The sequence below is a fragment of the Sphingopyxis sp. USTB-05 genome (assembly GCF_023822045.1).
GTDB lineage: Bacteria > Pseudomonadota > Alphaproteobacteria > Sphingomonadales > Sphingomonadaceae > Sphingopyxis.
This window is the reverse complement of the sequence record NZ_CP084712.1, coordinates 3,257,738-3,272,719: the sequence shown is the minus strand read 5'-3', so window position 1 is coordinate 3,272,719 and position 14,982 is coordinate 3,257,738. Positions and strand designations below refer to the sequence as shown.

The 14,982-nt window shown below is 63.4% G+C and carries 9 protein-coding genes; 8 read left to right on the top strand and 1 reads right to left on the bottom strand.

All coding sequences use genetic code 11. The features are described 5' to 3' along the window. Positions 1-219: 219 nt before the first annotated feature. Complete coding sequence (locus KEC45_RS15190; RefSeq protein WP_062177156.1) at positions 220-1,254, bottom strand: LacI family DNA-binding transcriptional regulator; 1,035 nt, start codon at positions 1,252-1,254, stop codon at positions 220-222. Positions 1,255-1,572: 318 nt separating this feature from the next. On the opposite strand from KEC45_RS15190, the gene KEC45_RS15185 reads away from it, so the two are divergent. The 8 genes from KEC45_RS15185 to KEC45_RS15150 all read left to right on the top strand — a co-directional run bounded on the left by KEC45_RS15185 (position 1,573) and on the right by KEC45_RS15150 (position 14,975). After that, complete coding sequence (locus KEC45_RS15185; RefSeq protein ID WP_202966775.1) at positions 1,573-4,323, top strand: TonB-dependent receptor; 2,751 nt, start codon at positions 1,573-1,575, stop codon at positions 4,321-4,323. A 59-nt stretch (positions 4,324-4,382) separates the two neighbouring features. Continuing rightward, positions 4,383-5,891 carry a tryptophan halogenase family protein gene (locus KEC45_RS15180; protein WP_083435635.1) on the top strand — a complete coding sequence of 503 codons (1,509 nt, stop codon included), beginning with the start codon at positions 4,383-4,385 and terminating at the stop codon, positions 5,889-5,891. Further along, a complete protein-coding gene (locus KEC45_RS15175; RefSeq protein ID WP_083435636.1) occupies positions 5,888-7,681 on the top strand; it encodes an alpha-amylase family glycosyl hydrolase in 1,794 nt (597 codons plus the stop codon). The genes KEC45_RS15180 and KEC45_RS15175 overlap by 4 nt, the downstream gene beginning before the upstream one ends. 12 nt (positions 7,682-7,693) lie before the next feature. Then, positions 7,694-9,337: an alpha-glucosidase gene (locus tag KEC45_RS15170; RefSeq protein WP_083435637.1), complete on the top strand. Its 1,644-nt coding sequence runs from the start codon at positions 7,694-7,696 to the stop codon at positions 9,335-9,337. Next, a complete protein-coding gene (locus KEC45_RS15165) occupies positions 9,337-11,367 on the top strand; it encodes a glycoside hydrolase family 97 protein (protein WP_062177165.1) in 2,031 nt (676 codons plus the stop codon). The genes KEC45_RS15170 and KEC45_RS15165 overlap by 1 nt, the downstream gene beginning before the upstream one ends. Before the next feature lie 56 nt (positions 11,368-11,423). Continuing rightward, positions 11,424-12,038: a glutathione S-transferase gene (locus KEC45_RS15160; protein ID WP_062177168.1), complete on the top strand. Its 615-nt coding sequence runs from the start codon at positions 11,424-11,426 to the stop codon at positions 12,036-12,038. A gap of 245 nt (positions 12,039-12,283) precedes the next feature. Further along, on the top strand, positions 12,284-12,589 hold the full coding sequence (locus KEC45_RS15155; protein WP_062177171.1) for a zf-TFIIB domain-containing protein: 306 nt from the start codon (positions 12,284-12,286) through the stop codon (positions 12,587-12,589). Between the two features lie 112 nt (positions 12,590-12,701). Beyond that, on the top strand, positions 12,702-14,975 hold the full coding sequence (locus KEC45_RS15150) for an FdhF/YdeP family oxidoreductase (protein ID WP_062177173.1): 2,274 nt from the start codon (positions 12,702-12,704) through the stop codon (positions 14,973-14,975). Positions 14,976-14,982: the final 7 nt, after the last annotated feature.

The window sequence follows — 14,982 nt, the reverse complement described above, 5'->3', positions numbered from 1 at the left end:
GAGAGCAAGCGTGGCGGGGTTACGTATACGAATACGTGGGGGCGCCAACGGCCGGGAGCAGTCCTCCTTTCTTCGTTACCCCGGACTTGATCCGGGGTCTCGCTTGATACCGAAGGCAGTGAGTGCGTCAAAAAAAGCGGGATCCCGGGTCAAGCCCGGGATGACGGAAGTGGGTGACTGAACGCCCGCTTTCCATCCCAATGCACAGACGATGCTTCGTCAAACCGCCGTGCTCTGTCGCCGGATAAGCCGCGCCGGCAAAATGCGCTGTTCGACCGGCCGATCCTCGATCCGCGCGAGCAACGCGTCGACGAGCAAGGTGCCCGCACCCTTCATATCCTGCATCACCGTGGTCAGTGTCGGCGACGTCAGGCTGGCGGCCGGGATGTCGTCGAAGCCGATGATCGCAACATCGTGCGGCATGCCGAGACCGGCTTCGGCGAGGGCGCGCATCGCGCCGATGGCGATCAGGTCGCTCGCGGCGAAAATCGCGTCGAAGGGTTCGCCGCTTTGGATCAGCGACGTGGCGGCCGCATGGCCCGAATCCTCCGATGACACCGCATCGCGCTGCAGCGCCGGGTCGGGTTCGAGCCCGGCGTCGCGCATCGCGCGGCAAAGCCCGTCGTAGCGATCCTGAAACTCCGGCGCATGGTCCGATGCGTCGCCGAGGAAGGCGATCTTCCGCCGCCCGATCTCGACCAGATGCGCACCCACCTGTTCGCCCGCGCCGACATTGTCCGAACCGACGGTGAGGCCGATACCGTCTTCGGATACCGATCCCCAACGCACGAACTTGGTCCCCATCTCGACCAGATGCTCGAGCTTGGTCAGGTAAAGCTGATAATCGCCATAACCGAGCAGGATGATCCCGTCCGACCGGTGGCTGTCCTGATAGGTGACGTGCCAGTCGTTGTGCATCTGCTGGAAACTGATGAGCAGGTCATAGCCGCGGCGTGCGCATTCGCGCGTGATCGACCCCAGCATCGACAGGAAAAAGGGGTTGATCATCGATTCGTCGGGATTCGGATCCTCGAAGAAGAGCAGCGCGAGCGTGTGGGTGCGTTGCGAGCGCAGGCTCGATGCGTTTTTGTCGACCGTGTAGTTGAGTTCGCGCGCTATGCGTTCGATGTTCGCGCGGGTGGCCGCGCTCACCGATTTGCTGCCGCGCAGCGCGCGCGATACCGTGGGTTGCGAGACGCCCGCCAGATAGGCGATGTCGAAACTCGTCGGCTTGGCCGAGGGCTGACGCCCCATGTCTCTCTCCCTGACGCGGCGGCCTTGTCGGTGGTCGCCGCTGACGCTGGAGACTAGCGATTGGTCTGGTGGATGCCAAGAAATTGCACCGCTCGATTTCCGCGGTTTTCGGTCCGGAAAGCGTTGTATTTCTGCGACAGGGCGCAGCGCTGCATATTATGCGTATACGTATACCCTATGGCGGCGCGTCGTGATTGGTTTCAATTGCGAGGCTCAAGATGGGAAAGCCCACGTGTCGGAGAGGAGCCTGACGGACGCATCGCGTCCCCCTCCCGGTGCATGAGTTAAGACCACCCGTCCGTGCCAGGGGAGCCAGATATGACCATGTCGACAAATCTTCGCCGAGGTGCCAGCGCCATCGCGCTCGGCTTCGCCTTGACCGCATTGCTGCCTGCCGCCGCGATGGCGCAGGATGCCGGTACGGCGCCCGTCGACGAAGCGCCCGCCGAAGGCGAGATCGTCGTCAGCGGTATCCGCGGGGCGATCAACAATTCGGTCCAGGCAAAGAAGGCGAACACCTCGATCGTCGAGGTCGTCTCGGCCGAAGACATCGGCAAGCTGCCCGACCTGTCGATCGCGGAATCGCTGTCGCGCCTGCCGGGTCTCGCGACCCAGCGCCTCGACGGCCGTGCCAATGTCGTGTCGATCCGGGGCCTCGCCCCTGATTTCACCACAACCTTGCTCAACGGCCGCGAACAGGTTTCGGCGAGCAACAACCGCGGCGTCGAGCTGGACCAATATCCGTCCGAATTGCTGAACGGAGCCATCGTCTACAAGACCCCCGACGCGTCGCTGATCGGGCAGGCGATCGGCGGCACGATCGACATGCGGACGGTGCGGCCGCTCGCCTATGGCAAGCGCGCGATCGCCGCGGGCGCGCGTTTCGAGATCAACGATCTCGGCAAACTCAATCCCGACATCTCGAACAAGGGTTATCGCGCCAATATCTCCTACATCGACCAGAATGCCGACGGCACGCTCGGCTGGGCGATCGGTTACGCGCGCATGCAGTCGCCGACCGCCGAGGAACGCTTCAACGCGTGGGGCTATCCCGAGGCGACCGACGGCACGAACACCGCCTTCATCATTGGCGGTGCCAAGCCCTATGTGAAATCGAACGAGTTGAAGCGCGACGGCGTGATGGCGGTCGTCGAATGGGAACCGAGCGACAAGTTCCACACGACGATCGACGGCTATTGGTCGAAGTTCAAGGATGAACAGCGCCTGCGCGGCATCGAATTCCCGCTCTTCTGGGGCAATTCGACGCTGCAGCCCGGCTTCACCATTGAGGACGGGCTGGTGACGAAGGGCGTCTGGACGGGGACCGAGGCGGTGATGCGCAACGACGTCGTCCATCGCGACTCGACGATCATCGCCGGCGGCTGGAACGCGCAGTTCAAGCCGAATGAGAAACTGACGCTCGAACTCGACCTTGGCTATTCGCGGATCAAGAAGACCGAGGAAAATCTCGAAATCTATCTCGGCACCGGCCGCGGACAGGGCGTCGGTGCGCGCGAAACGGCGCTGGGCTTCGAAATGCGCCCGAACGGCGGGATCATGTTCGATCCGTCGCTCGACTATTCCGATCCCAACCTGTTCGTGATCACCGATCCGCAGGGCTGGAACAGCTGCGGCGGCGCGGTTCCCAACTGCCAGGACGGCTTCGTCAACACGCCGCGCGTCAAGGATCAGCTAAAATCGCTGCGCCTGCAGGCGACGCAGGAACTTGACGGTGTACTCAGCAGCATCCGCGTCGGCGCTAATTATTCGGACCGCAAGAAGAGCCTCGACGACCGCGGCTTCGTGCTGACCAGCAAGAATTATCCGGCGAACACGCCCGTGCCCGCCGATTATCTCTACGACCCGGTGTCGCTCGATTTCATCGGGATCCCCGGCATGGTCGCATTCGATAGCTGGCGCTTTTACAATGACGATAACTATAATCTGACCGACGGTGCAGGCTTCGATCCGGCGCGCGTATTCAACGACTATACGATCCGCGAAAAGGTGCTGACCGGCTTCGTCCAGGCGAATTTCGACGCCGATGCGGGCAGCACCCCGATCCGCGGCAATGTCGGCGTTCAGATCGTCCACTCGGATCAGACGGGCTCCAGCTTCTATGCGCAGGTCGTCGGCGGCGTGACCCAGTCGACGCCGGTCACCGACGGCACCAAATATACCGACATCCTGCCCAGCCTGAACCTGTCGGTCGAGTTCGCCGACAATACCTTCCTGCGTTTCGGTGCCGCGCGCGTTCTGGCGCGGGCGCGCATGGACCAGTTGAAGCCCGGCGGCGGCGTCAATTTCGACACGTCGAAGCGCAACAACACCGACGTCAACGCCTCGCCCTGGTCACTCGACCTCGGCAACGCAAAGCTGCGTCCGCTGATGGCCGACACGGTCGATATCGGGCTTGAGAAATATTTCGGCCAGGGCGGCTATGTCTCGATCGGCGGCTTCTACAAATATCTCGAAAATTACATCTATCGTCAGGTCAATCCGTTCGACTTCACCGACTTCGAGGTTCCCGACGGCGGAACGGTGGGCACGCGGGCGGGTCTCAGCAAGCAGTGGCTGAACGGTAATGCCGGGCGCGTTTATGGTGCCGAAGCGTCCTTCTCGCTGCCCTTCGCCAACTTCACCCAATCGCTCGACGGCTTCGGGGTGCTCGGCAGCGCCTCTTATACCAAGAGCCGCGTGCGCGAGGGCGGGGAGGACCCGATCTCGATGCCCGGCCTGTCGAAATGGGTCCTGAACGGGACCGCCTATTTCGAGAAAGCGGGCTTCCAGGTGCGTGCATCAGGTCGCTACCGTTCGAAATTCCTCGCGGAAGTCTCGACGATCAGCCTCGCCCGCGACATGTTCATGGCCAAGAGCGAGTTCGTCGTCGACGCACAGGTTGGTTACACCTTCCAGAGCGGCGCGCTCGAAGGGCTGGGCATCCTGTTGCAGGCATCGAACCTCACCAACGAGCCCTTCGTGACCTATTACAACAATGACCCGCGCCAGATCCGCGATTATCAGAATTATGGTCGCAACTTGATGGCCGGTATCACTTACAAGTTCTGACGGGATGAGCGGGCCGGCGGACACGTCCGGCCCGCTTCCGGACGAGAGGAAGGAACAGGGTGGGCGACAGTCGCATCACGAAGGTCGTCATCGTCGGCGGCGGCACCGCAGGCTGGATGGCCGCCGCGGCGCTGTCGCGGACGATCGACAATCTGTCGATCCGGCTGGTCGAAAGCGACGAAATCGGCACCGTCGGGGTTGGCGAGGCGACGATTCCCGCAATCCGTCTGTTCAACGCGCTGGTCGGCATCGACGAGAATGAATTCATCCGCGAAACGGGCGGGACGTTCAAACTCGGGATCCAGTTCCACGACTGGGGCCGGCTCGGCGATGTCTATATGCACGCCTTCGGGCAGATTGGGCGCAGCCTGGGAATGCTGCCGTTCCAGCAATATTGGCTCCGCGGCCGGAACGAAGGTGTCGCGGGCCGCCTCGGCGATTATTCGCTTAACGAAACCGCGGGGCGCCAGAGCCGCTTTGCCCGGCTGCCGCAGATCCCGAATACGAGCCTCGACGGCATCGCTTATGCCTTTCATTTCGATGCTGCGCTTTATGCCGCCTATCTGCGCAAGCTCGCCGAAGCCGCCGGGGTTCGACGCACCGAAGGCAAGATCGCCCGTGTCCGCAAGGACGGTGATAGCGGCCATGTCCAAGCCGTCGTGCTGGAAGACGGCACCGCGATCGAAGGCGAGCTTTTCATCGACTGTTCGGGCTTTCGCGCGCTGCTGATCGAGGGGGCGCTCGAAACCGGCTTCGAGGACTGGACACACTGGCTTCCCTGCGACCGTGCGATCGCGGTGCCGAGTGAAAATCCGGGCCCGGCGCGGCCTTATACGCAGGCGATCGCGCACAAGTCCGGCTGGCAGTGGCGCATCCCGCTCCAGCACCGGACGGGTAACGGCCATGTCTTTTGCAGCGACTTCGTCAGCGAGGACGAAGCGACGGCGATCCTGCTCGCCAATGTCGAAGGCCGCCCTCTCGCCGAGCCGCGAACGCTTCGCTTCCGCACCGGGATGCGCAAGCAGGCCTGGAATAGAAATGTCGTCGCATTGGGCCTCGCCTCAGGTTTCCTCGAACCGCTCGAATCGACGAGCATCCATTTGATCCAGAATGGCATCGCCAAATTGCTCGCGCACTTCCCCGATCGCGATTTCGATGCCGCCAATATCGATGCCTATAACCGGCGCGTGCGCTTTGATTACGAACGCATCCGCGACTTCGTCATCCTCCACTATCATGCCAACCAGCGCACCGACTCGCCCTTCTGGATCCGCTGCCGCGAGATGGCGATTCCGGAGACGTTGGCGCGAAAGATCGAGCTTTTTCGGAGCCAGGGCCAGATCGTTCGCGAAGGCGACGAACTGTTCGTCGAGATCGGCTGGTTCCAGGTGCTGACCGGCCAGAATATCATGCCGGAGAGCTATCATCCGATGGCCGATCAACTCACCCGCGACGAACTGGCGGGCTTTTTCGCCGACATCGAAACGATCGTCGCGCGCGCGGCGTCGCAACTACCCCGCCACGACGATTTCATCGCGCAACATTGCGCGGCAGGAGTGCCCGCATGAGCTTGCTCGCATCGATCATCGCGCTGAGCCTGTCGGGCGCTGCGCCCGCCGCGGATTACCGCCAGCGCCCGCCCGAGGACGAGATCATCTATTTCGTCCTTCCCGACCGCTTCGAGAATGGGGACGCACGGAATGACCGCGGCGGACTGAAGGGCGACCGGCTCCGGACCGGCTATGACCCGACCGCCAAGGGTTTCTTCCACGGCGGCGACCTTGCGGGGCTGACCAAGCGGCTCGATTATATCCAGGGCATGGGGACGACCGCGATCTGGTTCGCGCCGATCTTCAAGAACAAGCCCGTACAGGGGCCGAAGGGCGACGAGAGCGCGGGCTATCACGGCTATTGGGTCACCGACTTCACGCAGGTCGACCCGCATTTCGGCACCAACGCCGAGTTCAAGGCCTTTGTCGACGCGGCGCACGCGCGCGGGATGAAGGTCTATATGGATATCATCGCCAACCACACCGCCGACGTCATCACCTACAAAGAAAATGCCCCCGGAGGCTTCCGCTACCGCAGCCTCGCCGACTATCCCTACTCGCGGCGCGGCGGCGTGAAGGGTGCGCCGATCAATCCGGGCTTCGCGGGCGATCATGTCGCCGATGCCGAGAACTGGAAAAAGCTGACCGACCCGGCGTTCGCCTACACGCCCCTCGTCCCGAAGGGCGAGGAGCGGGTGAAGGTCCCCGCCTGGCTCAACGACCCGATCTATTATCACAACCGCGGCAACAGCGACTGGGTCGGGGAATCGGCACTCTATGGCGATTTTGCCGGGCTCGACGACCTTGCGACCGAACATCCGCGCGTCGTCGAGGGCTTCATCGATATTTATGGCCGCTGGATCGACGAATTCGGCATCGACGGCTTTCGCATCGATACCGCCAAGCATGTGAACCCCGAATTCTGGCAGGCCTTCGTCCCCGCTATGCAGGCGCGGGCGAAGGCGCGAGGCATTCCCAATTTCCACATCTTTGGCGAAGTCTATGTCGATGCCGTCGATCCGGGCGCGCTCGCCTGGTACACGCATGCGGCGGGCTTGCCCGCAGTGCTCGACTTTGGTTTCGCGCGCGCCGCGATCGACGCGGTGAGCGGGACGAAGGGCACCGACCAGTTCGCGCGTCTCTTCGACGGCGACGCGCTCTACAAGGGCGGGGCAGAGGCGGCGCTCGGGCTGCCGACCTTCCTTGGGAATCATGACATGGGCCGCTTTTCAATGTTCGTGAAAGCGGCGAACCCCGGGGCTAGCGAGGCCGAGCTGCTTCAGCGCGTCATGCTGGGCCACGCCATGCTGCTGACGCTGCGCGGGGTGCCGACGATCTATTATGGGGATGAGCAGGGGTTCGTCTCGGACGACAAGGATCAACTCGCGCGCGAGGATATGTTCGCTTCAAACGTTGCGGCCTATAACGACAATGACCTGATCGGCAGTGACGCGACGACCGCGATCGCAAACTTCGATCCCGCGCATCCGCTCTATCGCCATATCGCGGCGCTGTCCGAAATCCGGCGCAAGACCCCCGCGCTCACGCGCGGTGCGACAAAGGTCCGCGCCTTTTCGGAAAAGCCCGGCGTGCTCGCGGTATCGCGCTTCGATCCCGATACCGGCCGCGAGGTGCTGCTCGCCTTCAATACGTCTGCGACGCCGTTGTCGGCGAATATTGCCATCGATATGAAAAGCGCGGGCTTTACCGCGCTCCACGGCGACTGCCCCGCGGCACCCACCGCGCCGGGCAGCCTCCATCTGTCCCTCCCCGCCTTCGGCACGATCATCTGCCAGGCCAGCGAATAAGCGAAAGTGCGTGTGACGACGAACCAGCCCCTCGTTCAGGATCCGATCCCGGCCGCCACCCAGGCCCCTTGGTGGAAGGGCGCGGTGATCTATCAGGTCTATCCGCGCAGCTTCGCCGATTCGAACGGCGACGGCGTCGGCGACCTTGCGGGCATCACCGCGCGGCTCGACCATATCGCCTCGCTCGGCGTCGATGCGATCTGGCTTTCGCCCTTCTACCCCTCACCGATGGACGATTTCGGATATGACATCGCAGATTATTGCGGCGTCGACCCGATTTTCGGGACGCTCGCCGATTTCGACGCGCTGGTCGAAAAGGCGCATGCGCTTGGACTGAAGGTCACGACGGACCTGGTCTTTGCGCACACGTCCGACCACCACCAATGGTTCGCCGAAAGCCGCGCGGGCAAGCATGGCGACAAGGCCGACTGGTATGTCTGGGCCGACGCGAAAGCCGACGGCTCGCCGCCGACGAACTGGCAGTCGGTGTTCGGCGGCCCGGCATGGACGTGGGACGCGCGGCGCGGCCAATATTATCTGCACAATTTCCTTACCAGCCAACCGCAACTCAACGTCCATAACCGCGCGGTTCAGGATGCGCTGCTCGATGTCGTGCGCTTCTGGCTCGACCGCGGCGTCGACGGGTTCCGCATCGATGCGATCAATTTTTCGATGCACGATCCCGAATTGCGCGACAATCCGCCCGCCCCGCCATCGAACAAGCCGCGCACCCGGCCGTTCGACTTTCAGCAAAAAATTTACAACCAGTCGCACCCCGACATCCCGCTGTTCCTCGAACGTATCCGCGCGCTGACCGATCGCTACCCCAGCCGTTTCACCGTCGCCGAAGTCGGCGGCGACGACGCGCTGCGCGAGATGAAGAGCTTCACCGCGGGCGAGGGACGGCTCAACAGCGCATACGGCTTCAACTTTCTCTATGCCGACCGGCTCACGCCCACGCTGGTGCGCGAGGCGGCCGACGCCTGGCCCGACACGCCTGGCACGGGCTGGCCGAGTTGGGCGTTCGAGAATCACGACGCGCCGCGCGCGGTATCGCGCTGGACGCCCCCGGGTGTCGACCCGCAAGCCTTTGCGCGGATGAAGATGGCGCTGCTCTGTGCGCTTCGCGGCAATATCATCCTCTATAATGGCGAGGAATTGGGGCTCGATCAGGTCGAGATTCCGTTCGAGCTGGTCAAGGATCCCGAAGCGCTGAAGAACTGGCCGCTGACGCTGTCGCGCGACGGTGCGAGGACGCCGCTGCCGTGGGTCGCGGAGGCGGTCCACGCCGGCTTCTCCAGCGCCGAACCATGGCTGCCGCTCGGCACTGCGCATGCTGCGCTAGCGGTCGACCGGCAGGACGCCGACCCGCACTCGATGCTCGCGCATACGCGGCGGCTGATTGCGCTGCGCGCCGCGAACGCCGCGCTGCGCGAGGGCGCAAATGGCCGCTGGGTGGTCGAAGGCGATTTGCTCGGCTTCGACCGGGTCGCGGGCGGGCAGCATATCCGCTGCCTCTTCAATTTCGGCGCGGCGCCTGCGAACGTTGCCGCGCATACCGCCGGCGGCAAATTGCTGCTGGCGGTGAACGGCGCCGACGCCGGGCAATTGCCTGCCGCCGGCGCGCTCTGGCTCGAAATGAAAGACACGAACTGATGCGTAACCTGTTGTTCCTCGCCGCCGCCATTGCGGCCCCCGCCGCCGCGCAGGAAGCGCCGCTGACCGCGACCTCGCCCGATGGCAGCATCGTCCTCTCCGTTTCGACCGACAGCGATCAGCGCCCGACATGGTCGCTGTCGCGCAAGGGCAAGCTCCTCATTGCCCCGTCGAAGCTCGGTTTCACCCTGACCGACGGGATCGGCCTGCAGCGCGGCTTTACCATCGCGGGTTCGGAGCGGGCGAACGGCGACACACGCTGGGAACAGCCCTGGGGCGAACGGCGCTTCGTCCGCGACCGGCACAATGAACTGCTCGTGCGCTTTCGCCAGACTGAGAGCTGGGGCGGGCACGCGATGAATGTCCGTTTCCGCCTGTTCGACGACGGCATCGGTTTCCGTTACGAGCTGCCCGAACAGGCGGGGCTGAAGACCGCGAAGATCGGCGACGAGTTCACCGAATTCGATATCGCGCCCCACGGCACCGCATGGTGGATCACCGGCGGCGAGTGGAACCGGTACGAACAAATCTATCAAAAGACGCCGATCGAGGGCGTAGCGACCGCACACACCCCCATCACGATGAAGCTCGACGACGGAACCCATCTGGCGTTCCACGAGGCAGCGCTCGTCGATTATGCTGGCATGTGGTTCAAACGTGTCGAGGGGCGCAAGTTCCGCGCGACACTGTCGCCCTCTTCGCAGGGCCCGCGGGTGATCCGCGACCTGCCGTTCAACACGCCCTGGCGCACCATCCGCATCGCCGACAATGCGGCGGGCCTCGTCGAAAGCGACCTTGAACTCAACCTCAACGAACCGAACAAGCTTGGCGATGTAAGCTGGGTCAAGCCGATGAAATATATCGGCATCTGGTGGGGTATGATCCGCGGTCCGTGGAGTTGGGCCGAGGGCCCGCAGCACGGCGCGACGACGGAGCGTACGAAGCAATATATCGATTTCGCGGCGAAGCACGGCTTCGGCGGCGTGCTGGTCGAGGGTTGGAACAAGGGTTGGAACGGCAACTGGTTCGGCCATGGCGACGAGTTCAGCTTCACCGAAGCCTATCCCGATTTCGACCTGAAGGCGGTCACGGATTACGCGCGAAAGAAGGGCGTGACGCTGATCGGCCATCATGAAACCGGCGGCAGTATTGCGGTTTACGAGGCGCAGCTCGACGATGCGATGAAGCTTTATGGACAGCTTGGCGTCAAGGCGGTGAAGACCGGCTATGTCGCCGATGCCGGCGGGATCATCGCGCCCGGCGACACGCCCGGGACGACGCGCATGGAATGGCACGACGGCCAGCGGCAGGTGCAGCACCATTTGAAGGTCGTCCAGACCGCCGCGAAGTACAAGGTCGCGGTCAACCCGCACGAGCCCGTAAAGGACACCGGGCTTCGCCGCACCTATCCCAACTGGGTCGCGCGTGAGGGGGCGCGGGGCATGGAATATAATGCCTGGAGTGACTTCGGCAGCGGTCCCGACCATGAACCGACGCTCGTCTACACGCGGATGTTGTCGGGACCGATGGACTATACGCCGGGTGTGCTGAGCCTCGAGGGATCGAACAAGGCGCCGTTCGCATCGACCCTCGCCAAGCAGCTCGGCCTTTATCTTGCCATCTATTCGCCGATCCAGATGGCGGCCGATTTCATCGAAAGCCTGGAGGCGCATCCGCGCGAACTGGCTTTCATCAAACAGGTTCCCGCCGACTGGGCCGAAAGCAAGCTGATCGCGGGCGAGGTCGGCGATTATGCGATCTTCGCGCGCAAGGACCGGAACAGCGCCGACTGGTATGTCGGCGGGGTCAATGATGCGACCGAACGCACGCTGACGCTGGACTTCGATTTCCTGGAGCCGGGCAAAACCTATACTGCGACGGTCTGGAAGGATGGCGAGGGCGCGACCTATCTGACCGACGCGCGCCACCGCATCGCCTATGAAACGATCAAGGTGAAGAAGGGCGACAGCTACAAGCTCTGGCTCGCGCCGGGCGGCGGCGCGGCGATACGGCTTGCGCCAAATCGGTAAGCCTTCGGCGCGGGCCGTATTTGGCGATAGCGGGAGGGCCGTTTAAGGGACGGGCCATGTCCGATATCCCGATCCTCTACAGCTTTCGGCGCTGTCCCTATGCGATGCGGGCGCGCATGGCTTTGGCGGTCAGCGAGACGCCTCATTCGCATCGCGAGGTGGTGCTGCGCGACAAGCCGCCGGCGATGCTGGCGGCATCGCCCAAAGGCACCGTGCCGGTGCTCGTTCTGCCGGACGGCACGGTGATCGACGAAAGCCTCGACATCATGCGCTGGGCATTGGCACGGCATGACCCCGAGGACTGGAGCCCCCGCGCCGACGCGGCCCTGGTTGCCGAGTTCGACGAGGTCTTCAAACATCATCTCGATCGTTACAAATATTCCGGACGATATGACGCCGATCCGCTTGCGCATCGGGCTGCGGGCCTGTCGATGCTGGCAAGGCTGGATGAACGATTGGCGCGACATGATCATCTGGACGGGACGAACAGGGGCTTCAGCGACATCGCGCTATTCCCGTTCGTGCGGCAGTTTGCGGGGGTCGATGCGGACTGGTTCGCGGCCCATGCGCCGCATCGGGTCCGGGCGTGGCTGGCGCGCCTTGTGTCGTCGGAGCTGTTCGAACGCATCATGGCCCGGTTCACGCCATGGGCGGAGGCTGACGCGGGCTGAAACGACGGAGCAGGCGCGCGCCATTGTTGAATTCCCGCCGACATCGCTTATGTCAGCTATGCGGGCCGGGCCCCTCTGGCGATCCTTCGGGATCGTGATGTCGGACCGCATCGGGGATTTCCGATGCCGGCTCGACCAATATGCTTTTTCAAGCCGCATCATGTCCCCGATCCGATCATGATTGGAGACCATGCGATGACGCATCATTTTTCTGAATTTCCCTGCGAACATGGGGGCAGTGCGCGATGACCGGCGCCGCCGTTGGCATGCCCTGTCCGGCATGCAAAACCCCGCTCGCCATGTCCGATCGTCAGGGAGTCGAGATCGACTATTGCCCGCAATGCCGAGGTGTGTGGCTCGATCGCGGCGAACTCGACAAGATCATCGAACGTAGCGCGCTGTCGCAACCGGCAGCGCAGCCCGCACCCCAATCCGCGCCGCCGCCGCAGGGCTATCCCGCGGCGTCGCACGGGTGGGACCCGCACTATGGGAAACATCACAAAGGATATCCGAAACGGCGAAAATCCTTCCTCGAAGAGCTTTTCGACTGATCCGTGCGGCGGGGACGGAACGACCGTCCCCGCCGCTTTCCTGATCGTTGGCGGCCAGGTTAACACCAAAGACCGATGGATATGCCCGGGCCGCTATGCTTTAGTCGGCGACATGGCCGACAATGTCCCCCGGTATAAGACCTATAATAGCCCCGCCGGCGGCTGGGGCGCCGCAGCGGCGACCGCCAAGGTGCTGCTCGAACAAAGCGTCGTTACCAAGGGATCGCGCGCGCTGCTGTCGATGAACCAGCCGGGCGGGTTCAAATGCCCGAGCTGCGCCTTTCCCGACGCGCATTGCACCAAGAAGCTCGAATTTTGCGAAAACGGCGCGAAGGCGCTTGCGCATGAGGCGACGAAGTTCCGCGTCACGCGCGAGTTTTTTGCGCAGCATAGCGTCACCGAATTGATGGGGCAGTCGGATTACTGGCTCGAAATGCAGGGGCGGCTGACCGAGCCTATGCGGTACGACGCGGCGACCGACCATTATGTTCCTGTCGGATGGGACGACGCTTTCGCGTTGATCGGCCGACACCTCGGTGCGCTCGCCAGCCCGGATCAGGCCGAATTCTACACGTCGGGCCGTACCGCGAACGAGACGGCCTTCCTCTATTCGATCTTCGTGCGCGAATATGGCACCAACAATTTCCCCGATTGTTCGAACATGTGCCACGAACCGACGAGCCGCGGCCTGCCGCAGTCGATCGGCGTCGGCAAGGGCACGGTGATCCTCGAGGATTTCGACCATGCCGAGGCGATCTTCCTGATTGGCCACAATGCGGGGACCAACGCGCCGCGGATGATGACGCCGCTCGTCGAGGCACGAAAACGCGGGATTCCGATCGTCGCGGTCAACCCGATGCCCGAGCGCGCGCTGATCAAATTCACCGAGCCGCAGGACATCGTTCAGATGGCGACCTTCGGCTCCAGCGACATCACCAGCGAGTTCGTGCATATCAAGATCGGCGGCGACCTCGCGCTCTTGAAGGGCATGATGAAGGTTCTGTTCGAGCGCGAGGCGGCGGGCGAGACGCTGCTCGACCACGCCTTCATCGCCGAACATACGTCGGGCTTCGAGGCGCTGAAGGCCGATGTCGAGGCGCAGAACTGGCCCGACCTCGTCGCAGCGTCGGGGATCGACGAGGCGCAGATCCGCCGCTGCGCCGAAATCTACATCCGCTCGAACGCCACGATAATCTGCTATGGCATGGGCGTCACCCAGCACCAGCAGGGATCGCAGCTTGTCCAGCAGATCGCGAACCTGCTCCTCCTGAAGGGCAATTATGGCAAGCCTGGCGCCGGCATCTCGCCGATCCGCGGCCATTCGAACGTGCAGGGCGACCGCACCGTCGGCATCGACGAGAAACCGGGCCAGGCCTATCTCGACAAGGTGCGCGACGTCTTCGGTTTCGAACCGCCCCGCGACCACGGCCATCACACCGTGGAGTCGGTCGAGGCAATGCTCGCGGGTAGCGCCAAGGTCTTCATTGGCCTCGGCGGCAATTTCGTCCGCGCGGTGCCCGATACCGACCGCTCCTACGACGCGATGCGAAAGCTCGACCTGACCGTCGGCATCGCGACCAAGCTCAACCGCGGCCACCTCGTCCATGGCAAGGACGCGCTGATCCTGCCCGTCGTCGCGCGCTCCGAACGGATCGAGACCGCGAAGGGCGAGCAGTTCGTGACGATCGAGGATTCGATGTCGAACGTCACCGCCTCGCGCGGCGTGCTCGACCCGGCGAGCCCCGATCTGCTGACCGAGACCGAGATCGTCTGCCGCATGGCGATGGCGACATTGCCGGACAGCAAGGTCGACTGGGCCAGCTATATCGACGATTACGGCCTGATCCGTGACAAGATCGCCGAAGTCTATCCCGCGCTGTACGCTGGCTTTTCGGAGCGGATCAAGGCGCCGCTCGGCTTTCACCTCGACATTCCGCCGCGCCGCCGTGCGTGGGCGACCCCGAACGGCAAGGCCAATTTCCTTGTGCTTCCAGGGCTCGCGGTCAACGCGCCGGTCGACGATCCTGATATGCTGCGCCTTGCGACCGTCCGCTCGCACGATCAGTTCAACACGACCATCTATAGCTACAACGACCGCTATCGCGGCGTGTATAACGACCGCATGATCCTGTTCATGAATGCCGCCGATATTGCGGCGCGCGGGCTGGAGGCGGGCACCAAGGTCGCGCTCGAAACGATCGGCGCCGACGGCATCGCACGCCGCGTCGACGGGCTCACCATCATCGACTATCCGATGTCGCGCGGCTCGGTCGCGGGCTATTATCCTGAACTCAATCCGCTGCTGCCGCTTGCTTTCTATGACAAGACCAGCGGCTGTCCGGCAGCGAAGTCGATCCCGGTGCGCGTCGTCGGGATCGCGGGCTGACGCCGCC